This is a genomic window from Agrobacterium sp. 5Ca50, assembly GCF_055381905.1.
Window position 1 is genome coordinate 700,976 of record NZ_AP026439.1, and the last position, 16,918, is coordinate 717,893.

Consider the following 16,918-nt stretch of genomic DNA (forward strand, 5'->3'; position numbering starts at 1 on the left):
AGGCCATTGTCGACAGCGCTTCGCCCCTTCTCGTCATTGGCGGATGCTCAAAAAGTGCACCTGGCCTACAGCCTCAAGCAGATATTGAGCGGTAGACAGTCAACAGCAATGCCTCAGAATGCGGATGATAACATGACACCAGAAACACAGGCTGCAACGGACATTCGTGACGAACTCGTTGAGCGGTTCTTTCGCTATGTCGGCATCGAGAGCCAGAGTGATGCGGCGGCAGCCACCCTGCCATCAACGCCGGAACAACTTGACCTCGCCCGGCTACTGGCCGACGAACTGCGTCAACTTGGCCTTTGCGATGTGGTGGTTGATAACAGTGCAATCGTCACGGCAGTCAGGCGTGGCAACAATCCTGACGCGCCCTGCATCGGCTTTATCGCCCATCTCGATACAGTCGATGTCGGCCTGTCTCCCGACATCCACCCGCAGATCAAACGCTTCGAAGGTCTCGATCTCTGCCTCAACCCCGAGCAGGATATCTGGTTGAGGGTCAGTGATCACCCGGAGATCAAACGCTGGGCGGGCGAGGACATCATTTTCAGCGACGGTACCAGTGTGCTCGGCGCCGACAACAAGGCGGCCATTGCCACCATCATGACCTTGCTGGCACGCCTGGATACTGAACAGACACTTGGCGATATCGCCATTGCCTTCGTTCCCGATGAGGAAATCGGACTGCGGGGTGCCAAGGCACTCGACCTCAACCGCTTCCCTTGCGACTTCGCCTATACCATTGATTGCTGTGAGCAGGGCGAAGTTGTCATCGAGAACTTCAATGCTGCAACGGCCGAGATCATCTTTACCGGGGTCACTGCCCATCCGATGTCCGCCAAGGGTGTTCTCGTCAATCCGCTGCTGATGGCTATGGATTTCGTGTCGCATTTCGATCCGGCCGACACGCCAGAACATACCGAGGGCAGGCAGGGCTACTTCTGGTTCAAGGACCTCGATGCCAATGACAGCAAAGCGCGCCTCAAGGTGATGATCCGAGATTTCGACCGGGAACGCTTTGAAGAGCGCAAGGCCCGTATCACGGAGGTTGTCGAACTGATCGAGGCCGATTACCCCACGGGTACCATCCAGACCATCATCACCGACACCTATGCCAACATCGGGGATCATCTGGCCAGCGACCCGCGCGCCGCCACCCTGCTGTTTCAAGCTTTCGAACATGTCGGAATTGAACCCAACGTCATTCCCATGCGCGGCGGCACCGATGGGGCCGCATTATCGGCACGCGGCATTCCGACACCGAACTTCTTCACCGGCGCCCACAATTTTCATTCCCGCTTCGAGTTTCTGCCGATCAGTGCCTTCGTGAAGTCCTATGAGACCGCGACGACAATCTGCAAACTGGCTGGACTGTCCTCTGTCTCAGACAATGGGCAACACCCATTCAATCCCACCGCTGAGAAGGCGTGACGCGATGTTTCATTCTCCACAGGCACCGGCAGCCGTCGTCATGGTTCGACCACGTCATTTTACCGTCAACGCTCAGACGGCAAAGGACAACAGCTTCCAGGCGCAATGCACCGATACAAAGCACCTTGCCCAGAAAGCCTGGCAGGAAATCACCATGGCCGCCCAGACGTTGCGCAGCCACGGCGTCACGGTTCACCTGTTTGAGGACGAGGGGACAGAGACACCGGATTCGGTGTTTCCCAATAACTGGTTTTCCACCCATGCCGGTGGGCATATTGCCATCTATCCGATGAAAGCAAAAAACCGTCGGCTGGAGCGCCGGTTCGATATCATCGAGATGCTCAAATCCACCTACCGCGTTCAGGAAGTCGTTGACTATTCCGGACTTGAGCAGGACGGACTGTTTCTCGAAGGCACCGGCGCCATGGTGCTTGATCACATCGATCGTGTTGCCTATGCGGTAAGGTCAGACCGCACGGATCCCGTCATCCTTGAACGCTTTGCAACGAAGTTCGGCTTTGAGCCCATGGTGTTTGATGCCTTCGATGCCAACGGGGTTCCTGTCTATCATACCAACGTTTTGATGTGCATCGGCACGGATATCGCCATGATTGGCACGGACCTTATTCCTGACGTCGAGCGATGCAACGAATTAGCAGCGCGCCTGCAACGCTCAGGCCGACATATCATTGAACTGCGACACGACCAGATCGGCAGATTTGCAGGCAACGCTCTTGAGCTCCAGAGCAAATCGGGACGGATTCTCGCCATGTCGACAACGGCTTTGGCGTCTCTCGATCCCATCCAGCGCCAGGCAATCGAAGAACGGACACCCATCGTTGCGCTCGATATCCCGACCATTGAAATGGCCGGTGGTTCAGTGCGGTGTACTCTCGCTGGGATCCATTTGGCACCGAGGGAAACGAGCCCAATCCGTCACAGCAACGGTTCCTCCTGGGACCTCAAATAGAGGATGGCGTCTGCTCGTTCGAGGAAGTGCTTACAGTTCTCAGGAAACCAGTACACTTTGTTACTATTAAAAGGCCGTCAAGGCTGCTCGGGGTAAGTGATTATTTGATTGGCAGCGGCAGAAATTGTTACTAGCAATAGAAATGGACGGCAGCCCAACAATCAGATCAAAGGCTTGAACCTGATTGCAACGTAGTCCTACTTCGCTCGCTGCGTCGTGATGTGCAGTTCATTAGCTAGGGACGTTCCCAACTTGAAACAGAAAGCTTACAAGAGCAGCGATGCGTCGCTTGATGGAGTTTCCAGATTAACCGACCGCCATCTCGAGGTACTAGAAGCAGCAGGTACGCTATTTGCCGAGCGTGGGTTTGCAGCGACCTCCATCCGCGACATAGGTGAAAAAGTCGGGCTGCTCGGCGGTTCGCTTTACCATTACATCAAGTCCAAGGAAGCCCTGTTTGTCAAAGTCCATGATATGGCCTTGCAAATGGGTGAGGACCGTATTCGCGCCGCCATCGAAGGCGTTGAGGATCCCTGGAAGCGGCTGGAAGTCGCATGTATCACCATGCTGGATATCCAGCTTGACCCGAATTCATTGACCTTGCCGCTGATGAATGATTTTCAGTCAGTGCCACCTGCGGTCCGTGAAAAACTGATCCTGAAGCGCGATGCTTTTGAGGCGCTGTTTACAGAACTCGTCAACGCGCTACCGCTCGATCCAGCTCTTGACCGCGGCATTTATCGCCTTTTGTTGCTGACATTGCTCAATAAGGTGGCTGGCTGGTATCGGGCAGGGCGTCTTTCACCGGAAGACATTGCTCGCCAAATCGTGGCGATATTCCATCATCCTGCGCAGTGACATCAAGTTCTTAGATCAGCACAAGAAATTCGCTTCACAGTCGAGATAAGACAGGGTGTAGAGACCTTGCTGTGACAGATCCATTGCAATTCTAGTGATATGTGACTCAGTTCATTAACCTTCAAATTGTTCTGTTTTAGAACAGGCGCTCGAATTTACCTGTCATTTCCATATTCCACCTAGCTTGCCTTCAAACAGGGCGGTTGGGAAAAGAATAGTGAACGCACAACGTAAACTCACAACCAATATAATTGATCATCGAGCGGACCTGTCGACAGGCTTGTCGGTTGCGCATGCTCGCATCGAAAAGACCTTTCTAGATGGCGGCTCAGTGCTGGTTTCCGTCATGGAAATTTTGAGTGATCTGATTGCAATTCTCGACCGCATGGCCGGTACGATGGATGGCGGTACTGCTGATGCGGCGATTGCCGGCATGCGCAAGACGATTGAAGACCTTGCCCGTCTGCCTGATACCGAGCAGCAGCGGCAGGTGGCGTTTGAAGCCATGGCTGAATTCTGCAAGTCGACGGACAATCATCTCGATGATATCAGAGAGACAATCCGCTATCTCAAGACATTTGCCATCACGGTGAAGATTACCGGCGCGGGTATTGCCGAATTTTCTTCCTTTGCTGACGAAATCCGTGAGCGTATTCAGTTCGGTGCTGACGAAGTTGGCAAGTTTGGTACCTATCTTGAAACCATGCGCCAGCAGCTTGGCAAGGCGCGCAATTTCTCTGCAGCGATCTTAAAGGATTTTCAGGCAACGATCCCGGAAATCATTGAAGGTTTGAAGCGCAATTCAGCGCTGGTGGGCGAACAGCACCGCGAAATGAAACAGATGGCTGCGCAGGTCAAATCCATTGCGCAGGGCGTTCAGAGCAAGATTGCCTCCGCACTGTCATCTTTGCAGATCGGCGACATCACACGCCAGCGCATCGAGCATGTTCAGTCGACCATGCAGATGCTGGATGAATATCTGAATTCGGATGAGGGCAGGGAGCTCTCTCAGGATGAAGTCGATACATTGAAAGAAGCGGTTGCGGTTCTCGTGAATGCACAGCTGGAGGAAACCACGACAGATCTGCAGCGGGACTGCCGCAAGATTTTCGCAGGTATTTCCAGCTTCGCCGATGACGCTGCACGTATTCTGTCCCTGCGCGATAACCTCGTTGAGAACACGCGCCAGGGCGGTGGCGGTGCCTTGCAGCTTATGGAGCGTGATATCTCCAAGGCCTGTCAACTGGCAGAACGTGTGCAGGGTAGCAGTACGGATGCCGATGCTGTTGTGAGCACGGTTACACAAACTGCGGACGACCTGCTCCGAGGCATGGGGGTACTGCGTTCCATCAAGACAGAAATTCACTACATGGCTTTGAACTCCAACCTTCGTTGCTCCAAACTGGGTGATGAAGGACGTTCTGTTAATGTGGTGAGCGCTGAATTGCGGGTATTCGCGGAGAAGCTGGAAAGTCCTGCAGACGCGATCGTGTCCGACCTGCAGCAGATCGAAACGGCCATCGGCAAACTTGGTCTCAATGAAACCAATCCTTCCAATGACCTCAGCCAGCCTCTGCGCGACGCACTTGCTGCCGTCACCGGTGCCAAAACTGAAATGGAAGCTGGCATGGAGGACCTGGCGCGGGAAGGTCAGGCCGTGTTCAGCCGTATCAGCTCGGCTGTTGTGAAACTCGATTTTGAAAACGAACTTGGCAACGTTCTGGATGAGTGCTGCGGACTGTCCGCCAGCGTTTTGAACGGTGGTTCGACTGACGTCGCGTCAATCGGCGAAAGAATCCAGCCCTTCTCGAACCGGATTTACAAGCTTTACACCATGGCGCAGGAGCGTGACATTCACGCCCAGTATTTCCCGGTTGATCTCGGCCCCGCCAAAGCAACGGTTAGCTCGTCATCCGTAAACGACGATGACGACCTGTTCGCTGACGCTTTGTTCTAAACCGGTCGGTGCTGCCTGAACTTGTTCAGGCGGCGCGCATCATGTCCGACTTGCGTTTGGCTGTTGAGGCCGGAAGCAGACGCAGAATTTCATCTGCAAAACATCCGGCGTTGTGAATGGCCTTGTCCAGGTTGCTCACCTGCGCCGGGTTCATCATGTGCAGATAACCGTTAAATTCGAACATGTCGCGGAATGCAGAGCGCTCGATGATTGGCGTATCCAGAACATGCACATTACGCGAGGCCAATAGTTGACGTGCAGCCTGCAAGGCGCGTGTGGTAACCAGTGAATTGACGCGGGTCAGCACAACGGAATGCGGAATGCTGATATTGGCCTTCTCATAGAGATAACGCAGCAGTTCCAGCACTTGGGCACCACCTTGCGCGTCCATCGTGCTTCCCTGCACGGGGATCATGACGTGATCTGAGAGACCGATTGCTGTGGCCAGCAAAGGTGATTGTGCGCCTGGCAGGTCGATGATGACGTGATCAAAGGCCTTGCGGCTGTCCAGCACATGCTGCTGCAAGTTGGATGCGGTGACGTAAGTAATGACTGTAAAGCTGACCCGGTAATCGGCGGCATCGCGCCACCGTGAGATCCAGCGCTGTGGATCGGTATCAATCACACATACGCGCAGGCCCCGACGGGCAAGTTCAGTCGCTAGCAACAGGACTGCGGTTGTTTTGCCCGCGCCGCCCTTGGTGTTTGCAAACGTGATGACTGACATGGCCGCAGATCCGAAATTTTGACAGAGACGTTCATGCCTCACAGGACGCACCGGGTCGCATGGTGGTGCGTCCATCATTCGCCAACATGGTTAATGAACAGTAAAATAGCCGCCGGAAATCTGATTATCGCCGGCGATCTTCGGCCAATATTTCCGCAGCAATGCGGTCGAGTGGCAGGATCTTATCGACACCGCCATGGGCAATGGCTTCCTTCGGCATGCCGAAGACGACAGAACTTGCTTCATCCTGAGATACGGTGAAAGCACCAACCTGATGCATTTCCAGCATGCCTCGTGCGCCGTCGTCACCCATGCCGGTCATGATGACACCCATGGCATTGGCGCCGGCGGCGCGCGCTGCCGAACGGAAAAGCACGTCAACAGACGGGCGGTGGCGTGATACCAGCGGGCCGGTGCGCACGGACACATGATAACGCGCGCCCTGACGTTCCAGCAACATGTGTTTGTCCCCGGGTGCAATCAGCACATGACCACGCAACACGGGGTCACCGTCGGCCGCTTCCTTGATTTCCATCTCGCACAGGCTGTTGAGACGTTTGGCAAAAGCGGCGGTGAATTTTTCCGGCATATGCTGGACAATGACGATGCCTGGGGTATTGGCAGGAAGTTTCTCCAGCATTTCCCTAAGTGCTTCTGTGCCACCGGTCGAGGCACCCACACAGACGACCATTTCCGTGGTGCGAGCCATCGCCTTGCCCGAGGGAGGAGGAAGAACTGCATCAGCCGTCAGCTTGGCAGTTGGCCCACTGAGTTCCGACTGGCGGGCGGACGTAACCTTACGACGTCCTAGCCTTGCCTGTGCAGCACTTTTCACGACTTCGCATATCCTCATGGCAGACTCTGCAAGATGGTCTGCTGCGCCAATTTTGGGCTTGAGGATAATATCGACGGCGCCGGCTTCGAGAGCCTGCAGCAGGGTTTCCGAGCCGGATTCCGTCAATGAGGAACACATCACCACAGGGATCGGATGTTGTGACATCAATTTGCGGAGAAAGGTGATCCCGTCCATACGCGGCATCTCCACATCTAGTGTAATGACGTCGGGGATCTCTTCTTGTATTCGCTTGGCGGCGATAAAGGGATCGGCCGCTGCGCCGATCACTTCGATCTGCGGATCGGATTGCAGGACCGCTGTGAGCGTCTGGCGGACACTCGCAGAATCGTCAACGATGAGGACGCGGATCTTCTTGGACATAACGCTGGTTAGTTCTTCTTGAACACGGTGTTGGCAACTTGTCGTATCGGAAGGTCGATCCCCGTGACGGTTTCAGAATGACCGATAAACAAATATCCACCTGAGACAAGGTTTTCACAAAGTCGCGACAACACGTGGACTTGCGTTTTCTTGTCGAAGTAGATGAGGACGTTCCGGCAGAAAATCATCTGAACGGGTTCGCCGATCTGATACTTCGCGTCCATCAGATTAAGGCGTGCGAACCCTACCTTCGACCTTAATGCGGGAGAGATACGAACGTCGGTCCTGTGTTTGTCCACCGGCTGCATCACATATTTTTTTGCCAGTGAGGCGGGTACAGGCTCTACAAGATCACGCGGGTAAACCCCACTGTGCGCTTTTTTCAGGACATCCGTTGAAAGGTCCGTTGCCAGGATACTGTAGTCCTGGATCACGTTCCTTTCGACAGCTTCCGCCAATATCATGGCCATTGTGTAGGGTTCCGCACCTGTTGAACATGCCGAACTCCAGGTGCGAATGCGACGATGACCGTCTCTCGCGAGTGTCGGCAGGACGACTTGTTCCATGTACTCAAAATGGTTCGGTTCACGGAAAAAGTCTGTCTTGTTGGTTGTAACGACATCGATCAGGTGAATGGACTCTGCATCCATGCCACCTTCTCGAAACACGTAGTTACAGTAGGCGCTGAATGTCCCACAGCCTGTCGCCCGCAATCTCTTGCGAAGGCGACCTTCCAGCATTGATCGTTTTGTATCGGGCATCTTGATGCCGCAATAATCATAGATGTAAGCCGCGAGTTGACGAAAGTCCCGTTGGCTCAGGCTGTCATCAAAGGTGTTTCTTGCAGTCGCATTCAAGACAAAAGCTCCTTTATGCGGCTTGGTCAGGGCGGCTGAATGGGCGCGAAAGCACCCCGGCAGCATCGGAGAACAACCGTGCGAGATCGATGATCACCACGAAGTCAGTTTCCCGTCGTACCACTCCGGCTATGTAGTCCGAACTCCAGTTTACCCCGATGTCAGGAGCGGTTTCAATCTGGTCACCCCTGAACGGCGTGACCTCAAATACCTTGTCGGCCACCAAGCCGAGCGCAAGTACGCGCTCGGTCATTGGAATATCGAGAACTAACATCCTGGTGTGGGGTGTCTTGACCGTCCCGCTCATGCCTAAGCGAAGTCTGAGGTCAATGACCGGAACGCCTTGTCCACGCACATCGCGCAAGCCAAGAAGATAATCCGGTCCGTGTGGGATCTTGAATGCATCCTCATGATCGAGGATTTCACGAACCACCTCAACAGGTACCGCAAAGACTTCGTCGCCCAGGCTGAATGTAACAAACTGACCTTCGGAGGATACATTGGTCATAGATCAGGCACTTTCTCTAAAATCTGCATCGCCTGCGTCCGGTCCGCCCATGGACATGTCGAGAGCGAAGCCTTTTGCCCGAGCTTGCTGAGATGCGACCGAGTTCGCTGTTGCGGATCTCGATGCTGGAGCCTTGGCGACAGGTCGTGCAGCAATTACAGGCTTTGCGGCAGGTTTGCGAACCGCAGCGGCTTGCGGAACTACCGTACGGTCAACGCGGAAGAAAGCGATGCTGCTCTGCAGTTCTTCAGCCTGTGCGGCAAGCTCTTCAGATGTTGCAGACATTTCTTCGGAGGCACCGGAGTTTTGCTGCGTGACTTTGTCCAGCTGCTGAATGGCTTCGTTGATCTGGCTGGCACCGATATCCTGCTCACGGCATGCGGCCGAAATTTCGGATACTAATTCTGCAGTCTTACGGATGTCGGGCACGAGGCGGTTGAGCATTTCGCCCGCTTCCGTCGCGACCTGAACGGTCTCACCGGAGAGTGAACTGATTTCCGATGCAGCTGCCTGGCTGCGTTCGGCGAGCTTGCGGACTTCGGAAGCGACGACCGCAAAACCCTTGCCATGTTCACCCGCACGGGCTGCTTCCACAGCGGCGTTGAGAGCGAGAAGGTCTGTCTGACGTGCGATCTCCTGAACAATCGAGATTTTTTCAGCGATGGTACGCATTGCACTTACCGCACGACCCACAGCCTCGCCGCTTGCTTCGGCATCCTTAGATGACTGACGGGCAATCTTTTCGGTCTGAGCGGCGTTGTCGGCGTTCTGCTTGATGTTGGCTGCCATCTCTTCCATCGAAGCAGAGGCTTCTTCGGCGGATGATGCCTGTTCGGTTGCACCCTGAGAAAGCTGCTCAGAACTTGCAGACAGTTCCTGGCTACCGGAAGAGACATTGTCTGAGGCAGAGAGTGCGTCTGCCACAACGCCGCGAAGGCGCTCAACCATGCGTTCCAATGCCAATCCGAGCGTGTCCTTGTCGGACAGCGGTGTTGGCGTCACTGTCAGGTCACCGTCAGCAATCTGGTCTGCGATAGAAGCCGTGTTGCGCAGATTGCCGGTCATCACATTGATGCGGTTAACGAGGTCCTTGATTTCGTCATTCGTCTGGATGTCGACATCCTGGTTCAGATCGCCAAGAGCAACAGCTTCTGCGACAACCATGATTTTCTTCAAGCCGCGGTTTATACCGATAGCAATCCACAGAGCTGCGATAACCGCAAGCACGAGCGCGATCACTGTCAGACCGACGATGTAGTTGCGGGTTGCCATGTACTGCTCGTTGGTGTCTTGGTCTGCCTGGACCATTGCAGCCTTGTTCGCGTCGACGCGAGCTGTGATCAAGGCCTCAATTTCATCCACGATGAGCCGTCCCTGGCCAGTGGCAAGACGGACTGCCTCTGTCGCGTTGTTGACCCGTGCAAATTCCCGGATCTGATCGTCAATCGCGAACAGGCGAAGGCTCGCAGCGCGGACATCTCTCCAAGCACGCTTGCCTTCTTCCGTCGGGGCTGCCTGTTCGAGTTCATTGACCTGTTCTTCGAAGCGCTGACGGTTGGTAGCGCTGGCTTCGATGTATTTTGTCACGTCCGCACTATTGGTTGCCGTTGCCATGTTCATCTGAGAGCGGGTGATCCGAAGTTGGAGGTTGCTGAGGTTTTGAGCGGTCTCCAGCCGGTGCGCCGGACCTGCGATGATGTCCGTCACGGCCTGATTAAGATTTGCCAGGCTATAAATGCCGTAGCCCGCAGTGATGGCGAGCAGTGTAATAACAAGACCGAAGGCCATTGCCAATTTCAGTTTGATAGTCAGACGCATGTATGTCCCCGATGACAGTGATGTGCGAAGTTGGCTCTTCATGTTCCACGGAAGAAAAGCTTTAAGAATGCAGCGGGGCGATACATCCACCTGTCTGCAGGTCCGTGCGACCCAAGGACCACCGCATACACGCGGTGGTGTGATGCCGGATTAACCGGCATCAGATTGTCGTGTTTCAGGCGCTTTCCCTGAAGTCAGCGTCGTGTGCGTCCGGTCCACCCATCGACATGTCGAGGGCGAAACCCTTTGCGCGTGCCTGCTGGGCCTTAACCGTACCGCTTGCAGCCGGTTTGAAGGACGAAGGCTTCGCCGCCTGACGTGCAGCTGGTTGTGGCTTTCCGACGGCCTTGCGCACTGGTGCGGATTGCGAGGTAGCGGCGCGATCGACTTTGAAGAAGGCGATGCTGCTCTGCAATTCTTCGGCCTGTGCAGCAAGCTCTTCTGAGGTCGCCGACATTTCTTCGGATGCGCCGGAGTTCTGCTGCGTGACCTTGTCGAGCTGCTGGATCGCTTCATTGATCTGGCTGGCACCGATATCCTGCTCGCGGCACGCCGCGGAAATTTCAGCCACCAGTTCAGCAGTCTTACGGATGTCCGGAACCAGACGGTTGAGCATTTCGCCCGCTTCGGTTGCCACCTGTACCGTTTCGCCGGACAGAGAGCTGATCTCGGATGCAGCTGCCTGACTGCGTTCAGCCAGTTTGCGCACTTCAGAAGCAACAACTGCAAAGCCCTTGCCATGTTCACCTGCACGGGCAGCTTCAACCGCAGCATTAAGCGCGAGCAGGTCTGTCTGGCGGGCGATTTCCTGAACGATGGAAATCTTTTCGGCGATCGTACGCATCGCGCTGACGGCGCGGGCAACAGCCTCACCGCTTACTTCAGCGTCCTTCGAAGACTGACGTGCAATCTTTTCAGTCTGGGCGGCGTTGTCAGCATTCTGCTTGATGTTGGCTGCCATTTCTTCCATGGAAGCAGAGGCTTCTTCGGCGGAAGAGGCCTGTTCCGTCGCGCCCTGGCTCAGCTGTTCAGAGCTTGCAGACAGTTCCTGACTACCGGACGAAACGTTATCGGATGCGGATAGGGCATCGCCCACGACGCCGCGCAGTCTTTCGATCATGCCGTTCAGATAGCTGAGCATCTCGCCGATTTCGTCTTTGCTCGAAATAGCAGCGAACTCAGTCAGATCTCCTTCAGCGACGCTCTGTACGGCACGAACCGCATTGCGCAACCCCTTGTTGATCGACAGTGCAATCCAGAATGCAGCGATAACAGCGATGACCAACGCAAATGCAGCGACAGAAATCATGATTGTTCTGGTGTCGATGTAGGTTGCATTGGCAGCCGTTTCAGCTTCGTCCAGGCGGGTCTCTTCCAATGAAACAACTTCGGTAAGCAGCGCGTCAATTTCGTTTGTGACTTTGCGTGCTTCGTTTGTAGAGACCTGCAGTGCTGCGGGAGTGTTGCCCTGTAGCATCAACGAGCGAATGCGGTCGTCCTGACGGCGGAATTCTGCCGTAAAATCAGCCAATTTTGCCCAGATGGCCTTACCCTGTTCGGTTGCCCGGGCATTCACTTGGTTGAAATTTTCATCGAAGGCACGGCGCGCATTGTCCGAGAGCGTAATGTAGTTCTGCATCTCTGCTGCACCTGGTGCCAGGAGCAAGTTCTTTTGCTGCCGTAGCTGCTGAAGCTGCTCGTTGCTCAGATTTTGGGCCAGCTTGAGGCGTAGAGCAGGTCCCTGCAGAACACTTCCCAGCGTATTGTTGAGGTTACCAAGGCTCAGAATTCCGTAGCTCGCGGTCGCAACGAGCATGACGATGATGAAGCCGAAGGCTAGTCCAAGTTTCAACTTGATCGAAGCACGCATGTTAGTTCTCCATTTCTGGCTCAGTTTAACCGTGCGAGGGTCCAGCCGCCGATTGTGAATTGTGATTTGAGAAAATTGCCGCCAGGTTCGGCAGGATAACAAACTGGTTTTCCCGCTTGATCAGGCAATCGATGTAATCTGCGCGCCAACGCATTCCGACACTGGGTGGGGCTTCACTGGCGCTTTTTGAAAAGGTGGTGACTTCGAAAACCCTGTCGGTCCGAATGCCGATAAGTGTGCGTTCATCACCAAGTGGCAACTCAATCACCACAATCCGGCTGTCGATCGTTTTTTCTCCAGCCTCCATTCCGAAGGCCAGTCGGATGTCCGCCAGCGGAATGACTTTGCCACGAAAATTGATGACACTCCCAACGAAAGGCAAGCTTCCTGGAACCGAGGTTTCGGGCAGAAGATCAAGGATTTCCTGGACCTTGACTGCTTCAATCGCGAAGGTTTCTCCGGCGAGACTGAAGGTAAGAACCTCTACGTCGTCGTCCTTGCTCCAAATGGTACCGGCATTGATTGTAATGTGCTGGTTCATCCTGCTGCGCGCAACTGCGCCTCCTGGTGTTGTCCCGCTGCCACGAGGTGGCCGACGTCGAGGATCAGAGCGACGCTGCCGTCGCCGAGAATTGTCGCCCCTGAGAAGGTGGATACGTCATGATGCAGTTTCGACATCGCCTTGATGACGGTCTGGTGATCGCCGATAATCTGGTCAACAACCAAGCCCACACGTTCCGAGCCCGTCGATACGACGACGACTTTTTGGAATTGGTCCGGAGGGGTTCCTGTCCTGAAGAGGTCACGCAACCGGATGAATGGCACGAGACTTTCGCGCAGCGAGATGAACGACCGACCGCGAGAACGCAGGTCTTCTTCGGGAGAAAGCTCAAGGCATTCTTCAACAGCGGACAATGGAATGACGTAGCATCCTGTGCCGACCCGTACGAGCAGGCCATCGATGATGGCGAGGGTGAGCGGGATTGCCAGAGATATCTCGGATCCTACGCCAGTGGTGCTGGTGACGTTGATCGTGCCGCGAAGCGCTTCGACGCTGCGCTTGACCACATCCATTCCGACACCTCTGCCCGACAGGTTGGTGACCTGGGCGGCTGTCGAAAAACCGGGTTGGAAGATCAGTTGCAGGAGTTCCTGATCGGCAAGAACCGCGTTCGCTGCGATAATCCCTGAAGACTCAGCCTTGGCGCGTACACGGTCGCGGTTAATGCCCCGACCATCGTCGCGAATGCTGATCGTGACATCGCCACCGGATTGGCGCGCAACCAGAGTAATCGTACCAATTGCAGGCTTGCCTGCAGCAATTCGTTCTTCCGGTGTTTCCAATCCATGGTCACAGGAATTGCGCACAAGGTGGACCAGTGGATCTGCCAGGCGTTCAATGACCCCCTTGTCGACCTCGGTGCTTTCGCCTTCGGTGACCAGTTCGATGTGTTTGCCGGTTTCCCGGGCAAGGTCATGGATCAAACGGCGGAACCGGCCAAAAAGCTGGGCAATCGGCACCATGCGCAACACCATCATGGTATCGCGCAACTCGCCCGAAAGACGTTCGACATCCTCGGAAACAGAGCGAAGCAGAATGTCGGCGCTACCACCGGCCAATTGCGACAGGCGCGACTGGGCAATAACCAATTCACCGACGCGGTCCATCAGTTCATCCAGCCGCTCTGCCGGAACGCGGACATTCTCGTTGGCCTTGGCGTTCTTGGCGTCGTTTTGTACCGGGGCTGCTGCTGGCGCGACTTTCGCTGGTGTCTGAAGGACTTCTTCTACAACAGGGGTCTCTTCGACTTCTGCAGTGTCTTCAACCTGGCGAATGTTGATTTCCATGTCATCCATAACGAAAATGAAAACATCTTCGATGGCGGACTTTGGTTGTTCCGTCGTAAGCGTTACCGACCAACCGACATGCAGATCGCTCGGATTGAGAACATCGAGCGATGGGACCTTTGAAAGGTCCGCGACGATTTCGCATTCACCCAGTTCATCCAGCTCATCCAAAAGCCCAAGCGGATTGGTTCCGTTTGCCATGGCGTTGATTGGAAGGCGAAAGCTGACGTTCCATGTCGTCGCTTTCGGCTTTGGTGCCGGTTGTGCCGCTTTGACTGCGGCTGGTACGTGGGTTACCGATCCGCGGTTACCCTCGCCAACGGCGTCATGCAGTTTGGCCAGCAATTTGTCGCCGATATCGCCGGGAACACCGAGTGGGTTCTCTACGAGGGCGCGCATGTGGTCCTGCGCTGCCAGAACAGCTGCGATAAGTTCGCTCGTGGCGGGCACTTCGCCTTTGCGCACCCGGTCAAATGCCGTTTCGCAATGATGGGTAAAGGCGGCAAGTGCCTCAAACCCGAACATTGCGCCGGACCCTTTCAGGGTATGCAGGCCGCGAAACACGGCGTCGATCTGATCTTGATCGGAAAGGTCGTGAAGCAGATCAAGCAGGCCGCTTTCGATCTGTTCGAACAGCTCAGCCGCTTCCGTCCTGAAAACCTGAATCGGGTCAAGCGTGGTCATTTTCCCAGTACCTTTTTGGCAATCTTGACGAGGTTTTCAGCGTCGAAGGGTTTTGTCAGCCAGCCAGTTGCGCCGGCCGCTTTCGCACGGGCCTTCATGTCGGCATCGGACTCAGTGGTGAGGAAGATGATCGGAATGCCGGTATGTGCCGGCGACTGCCGCAATGCCTCGATCATTTCCAGACCGTTCATGTTGGGCATGTTCAGATCTGTGATGATCAGGTCGAACGTCGCACCCTTTGCCTTGGCAAGGCCGTCCTGGCCATCAACCGCTTCGGTGACCTGATAACCGGCGTTGGTCAACGCGATCTTTGTGGTCATGCGGATGCTGGCAGAGTCGTCGACTGTAAGAATATTGGCGCTCATTAGATGTCCTTTCCATGCAGCCAAAACTGACGTGACTCTTTGTCCATACGTGACAGGAAGCCGCTTCTGCGGAGTGTCTGCTGGAGGTTTTCACTGGCAGGGTGTTTCAGGCTGACTGTTTTTCCGTGTTTTTTGGCGTAGAGGCGGGAGGCCTCGATCAGTTGAATGAAGCTGAGGTCAGTGTCGGCGTCGTCTGCAATGTCCAGAAGCAGGGCGTCTTCTTTCTCGAGCTGCTTTAAAAGCAGTTCGTGTGCGCCGGATATCTGCCTGATGGAAAGCGAGGGAGGGAACACCAGCGTTTCAGCGGTTGCGTTACTTGACATTGGATGTTTCTCGTATTGGTGCGGGTTTTTCAGAGACGGTTTGGTTCGGGCCAGCCGGTTCGTCGGGTGTTTCCAAGCTGGGAACATCAACGATCGTTTTTGGCAGATCCTGCGCCATGAGGCTGGCGATGCGTGACCATTGGTTTTCAAAGGCCGTCACACAGGCTGGGTCGAAATGGAGGCCGCTTTGCGCGATGATGTGGTCGCGGGCCTCTTCAATGGGCCAAGCGCGTTTGTAAGGCCGTTCTGAACACAGGGCTTCAAAAACATCGGCGATTGCGACGATGCGGGCTTCGATCGGAATGTTTTCGCCGGTAATGCCCTTTGGATAGCCGGTGCCGTCCCATTTTTCATGATGGCCACCGGCAACCGCCTCGGCAATCCTAACCAGATCGGAGGTTCCTTTTTCCAGTATCCGCACGCCAATTTCGACGTGTCTGCGCATCTCTGTAATTTCCTCCGGCGTCAAGCGGCCGGGTTTGAGCAACACGCTATCTGAGATTCCGATTTTGCCAACGTCGTGCAAAGGGGCAGCAAGATAGATCATGCGGCAGTGTTCACTGGAGAGCCCGAGATCCTTTGCAATCAGCTTGCTGATTTGGGCGACACGGGAAATATGATCACCAGTATCGCCATCGCGAAACTCGATTGCACGTGCCAATCGCCAGATGATTTCTTCTTCACGTTCGGCAAGCTCTTCGGTTGCCTTGTCAACTTCATCGACAAGCCTGCTGGCCTGCTGGGAAAGGTCGCGTTGCGCTCTGCGCAGCGCCAAAAGGTTGCGCACTCGCGCTTTCAGTTCAATCGAGTCAAAAGGTTTGCCAATGAAGTCGGTTACGCCAGTCTCAATGGCCTGAATGCGGATGCTGCGTTCCGTTTCCGATGTCACCATGATGACGGGGATATGTTGCAGGACGTTTTGACGTTTGAGTTCAGCCACAAGCTCAATGCCGGTGTATTTGGGCATTGTGAAGTCAACGATCAAAAGGTCGATAGGGGATTTCAGGCAGTGTTCCAGTGCCTTTGCTGGATCTTCAAATGCAATAACATGCACGCCGGGAATTTCCCGAACTGCTATATCAAGTGCAAAAAGAGCAGACCTGCTGTCGTCTACCAGTACAATATGCACGTTTGGCCCCCGATTGCCGTATTCAACTGAAAAATGCGCGCACGAAAATGGTCCGTGAAAACGGTGAATTTCGCTAAGATTGGACATTTTTTGAAGGTGTTCTGAGTGGCGTCATGCCATCAGTTGAGAAGCACGGAGACGTCGCGAGCGCTTCCTCGAGATATTCCGCTTCGGGTTGCACTATGTGGGCACATAGTTAATGTCTAATTAATGTGAGGGTGCAATTGATTGCCTATTAGTATAGGGCAGTGAATTGAATATACTTGTAAATTGAGAAGGTTAGTCATGTTTGAGGCCAGTGCCGCCTCGTTTCATGCTTGTTTTTGACATGTTTTTGCCTTTTTTCAGGTTGTA

General features: G+C 54.7%; 15 protein-coding genes. 4 read left to right on the forward strand and 11 right to left on the reverse strand.

Annotated elements, in window-relative coordinates:
• The first annotated feature begins 132 nt into the window (after nucleotides 1-132).
• The 4 genes from pepT to ACZ5FM_RS20785 all read left to right on the forward strand — a co-directional run bounded on the left by pepT (nucleotide 133) and on the right by ACZ5FM_RS20785 (nucleotide 5,219).
• Nucleotides 133-1,434 (forward strand): peptidase T, encoded by a 1,302-nt coding sequence (gene pepT / locus ACZ5FM_RS20770; protein ID WP_464040607.1) that lies wholly within the window; start codon nucleotides 133-135, stop codon nucleotides 1,432-1,434.
• Nucleotides 1,435-1,438: 4 nt separating this feature from the next.
• Nucleotides 1,439-2,404, forward strand: a complete 966-nt coding sequence (gene ctlX / locus ACZ5FM_RS20775) for a citrulline utilization hydrolase CtlX (protein WP_464040608.1) — start codon at nucleotides 1,439-1,441, stop codon at nucleotides 2,402-2,404.
• A gap of 252 nt (nucleotides 2,405-2,656) precedes the next feature.
• The gene (locus ACZ5FM_RS20780; RefSeq protein ID WP_464040609.1) at nucleotides 2,657-3,262 is read left to right on the forward strand and encodes a TetR/AcrR family transcriptional regulator; all 606 of its coding nucleotides are present in this window, start codon (nucleotides 2,657-2,659) and stop codon (nucleotides 3,260-3,262) included.
• 217 nt (nucleotides 3,263-3,479) lie between these two features.
• Nucleotides 3,480-5,219 (forward strand): chemotaxis protein, encoded by a 1,740-nt coding sequence (locus ACZ5FM_RS20785; protein WP_464040610.1) that lies wholly within the window; start codon nucleotides 3,480-3,482, stop codon nucleotides 5,217-5,219.
• A 25-nt stretch (nucleotides 5,220-5,244) separates the two neighbouring features.
• Here the strand turns inward: ACZ5FM_RS20785 and ACZ5FM_RS20790 are convergent, their stop codons facing one another.
• From ACZ5FM_RS20790 to ACZ5FM_RS20840, 11 genes are all read right to left on the reverse strand, one after another.
• On the reverse strand, nucleotides 5,245-5,946 hold the full coding sequence (locus tag ACZ5FM_RS20790; protein ID WP_250985195.1) for a ParA family protein: 702 nt from the start codon (nucleotides 5,944-5,946) through the stop codon (nucleotides 5,245-5,247).
• A gap of 124 nt (nucleotides 5,947-6,070) precedes the next feature.
• Nucleotides 6,071-7,162 carry a protein-glutamate methylesterase/protein-glutamine glutaminase gene (locus ACZ5FM_RS20795; protein ID WP_464040611.1) on the reverse strand — a complete coding sequence of 364 codons (1,092 nt, stop codon included), beginning with the start codon at nucleotides 7,160-7,162 and terminating at the stop codon, nucleotides 6,071-6,073.
• A gap of 8 nt (nucleotides 7,163-7,170) precedes the next feature.
• On the reverse strand, nucleotides 7,171-8,019 hold the full coding sequence (locus tag ACZ5FM_RS20800; protein ID WP_312947712.1) for a CheR family methyltransferase: 849 nt from the start codon (nucleotides 8,017-8,019) through the stop codon (nucleotides 7,171-7,173).
• 13 nt (nucleotides 8,020-8,032) lie between these two features.
• Entirely contained in the window at nucleotides 8,033-8,527 is a 495-nt protein-coding gene (locus tag ACZ5FM_RS20805) for a chemotaxis protein CheW (RefSeq protein WP_464040612.1), read from the reverse strand.
• A gap of 3 nt (nucleotides 8,528-8,530) precedes the next feature.
• Nucleotides 8,531-10,345 carry a methyl-accepting chemotaxis protein gene (locus ACZ5FM_RS20810; protein WP_464040613.1) on the reverse strand — a complete coding sequence of 605 codons (1,815 nt, stop codon included), beginning with the start codon at nucleotides 10,343-10,345 and terminating at the stop codon, nucleotides 8,531-8,533.
• Between the two features lie 175 nt (nucleotides 10,346-10,520).
• Nucleotides 10,521-12,215 carry a methyl-accepting chemotaxis protein gene (locus ACZ5FM_RS20815; RefSeq protein WP_464040614.1) on the reverse strand — a complete coding sequence of 565 codons (1,695 nt, stop codon included), beginning with the start codon at nucleotides 12,213-12,215 and terminating at the stop codon, nucleotides 10,521-10,523.
• A gap of 25 nt (nucleotides 12,216-12,240) precedes the next feature.
• Nucleotides 12,241-12,756, reverse strand: a complete 516-nt coding sequence (locus ACZ5FM_RS20820; RefSeq protein WP_192489260.1) for a chemotaxis protein CheW — start codon at nucleotides 12,754-12,756, stop codon at nucleotides 12,241-12,243.
• The gene (locus ACZ5FM_RS20825; RefSeq protein ID WP_312947717.1) at nucleotides 12,753-14,747 is read right to left on the reverse strand and encodes a chemotaxis protein CheA; all 1,995 of its coding nucleotides are present in this window, start codon (nucleotides 14,745-14,747) and stop codon (nucleotides 12,753-12,755) included. The genes ACZ5FM_RS20820 and ACZ5FM_RS20825 overlap by 4 nt, the downstream gene beginning before the upstream one ends.
• Nucleotides 14,744-15,112: a response regulator gene (locus ACZ5FM_RS20830; RefSeq protein ID WP_250985202.1), complete on the reverse strand. Its 369-nt coding sequence runs from the start codon at nucleotides 15,110-15,112 to the stop codon at nucleotides 14,744-14,746. The genes ACZ5FM_RS20825 and ACZ5FM_RS20830 overlap by 4 nt, the downstream gene beginning before the upstream one ends.
• Nucleotides 15,112-15,435: a hypothetical protein gene (locus ACZ5FM_RS20835; protein WP_250985203.1), complete on the reverse strand. Its 324-nt coding sequence runs from the start codon at nucleotides 15,433-15,435 to the stop codon at nucleotides 15,112-15,114. The genes ACZ5FM_RS20830 and ACZ5FM_RS20835 overlap by 1 nt, the downstream gene beginning before the upstream one ends.
• Nucleotides 15,425-16,564: an HD domain-containing phosphohydrolase gene (locus ACZ5FM_RS20840; protein ID WP_464040615.1), complete on the reverse strand. Its 1,140-nt coding sequence runs from the start codon at nucleotides 16,562-16,564 to the stop codon at nucleotides 15,425-15,427. Before ACZ5FM_RS20840 ends, ACZ5FM_RS20835 begins: the two co-directional genes overlap by 11 nt.
• Nucleotides 16,565-16,918 lie beyond the last annotated feature (354 nt).

What these genes read in the sequence shown, in the direction of transcription:
- ACZ5FM_RS20795 (WP_464040611.1), bottom strand. Translation starts at nt 7,162, where the DNA reads ATGTCCAAGAAGATCCGCGTCCTCATCGTTGACGATTCTGCGAGTGTC.
- ACZ5FM_RS20790 (WP_250985195.1), bottom strand. Translation starts at nt 5,946, where the DNA reads ATGTCAGTCATCACGTTTGCAAACACCAAGGGCGGCGCGGGCAAAACA.
- ACZ5FM_RS20810 (WP_464040613.1), bottom strand. Translation starts at nt 10,345, where the DNA reads ATGCGTCTGACTATCAAACTGAAATTGGCAATGGCCTTCGGTCTTGTT.
- pepT (WP_464040607.1), top strand. Translation starts at nt 133, where the DNA reads ATGACACCAGAAACACAGGCTGCAACGGACATTCGTGACGAACTCGTT.
- ACZ5FM_RS20830 (WP_250985202.1), bottom strand. Translation starts at nt 15,112, where the DNA reads ATGAGCGCCAATATTCTTACAGTCGACGACTCTGCCAGCATCCGCATG.
- ACZ5FM_RS20820 (WP_192489260.1), bottom strand. Translation starts at nt 12,756, where the DNA reads ATGAACCAGCACATTACAATCAATGCCGGTACCATTTGGAGCAAGGAC.
- ACZ5FM_RS20815 (WP_464040614.1), bottom strand. Translation starts at nt 12,215, where the DNA reads ATGCGTGCTTCGATCAAGTTGAAACTTGGACTAGCCTTCGGCTTCATC.
- ACZ5FM_RS20835 (WP_250985203.1), bottom strand. Translation starts at nt 15,435, where the DNA reads ATGTCAAGTAACGCAACCGCTGAAACGCTGGTGTTCCCTCCCTCGCTT.
- ACZ5FM_RS20805 (WP_464040612.1), bottom strand. Translation starts at nt 8,527, where the DNA reads ATGACCAATGTATCCTCCGAAGGTCAGTTTGTTACATTCAGCCTGGGC.
- ACZ5FM_RS20825 (WP_312947717.1), bottom strand. Translation starts at nt 14,747, where the DNA reads ATGACCACGCTTGACCCGATTCAGGTTTTCAGGACGGAAGCGGCTGAG.
- ctlX (WP_464040608.1), top strand. Translation starts at nt 1,439, where the DNA reads ATGTTTCATTCTCCACAGGCACCGGCAGCCGTCGTCATGGTTCGACCA.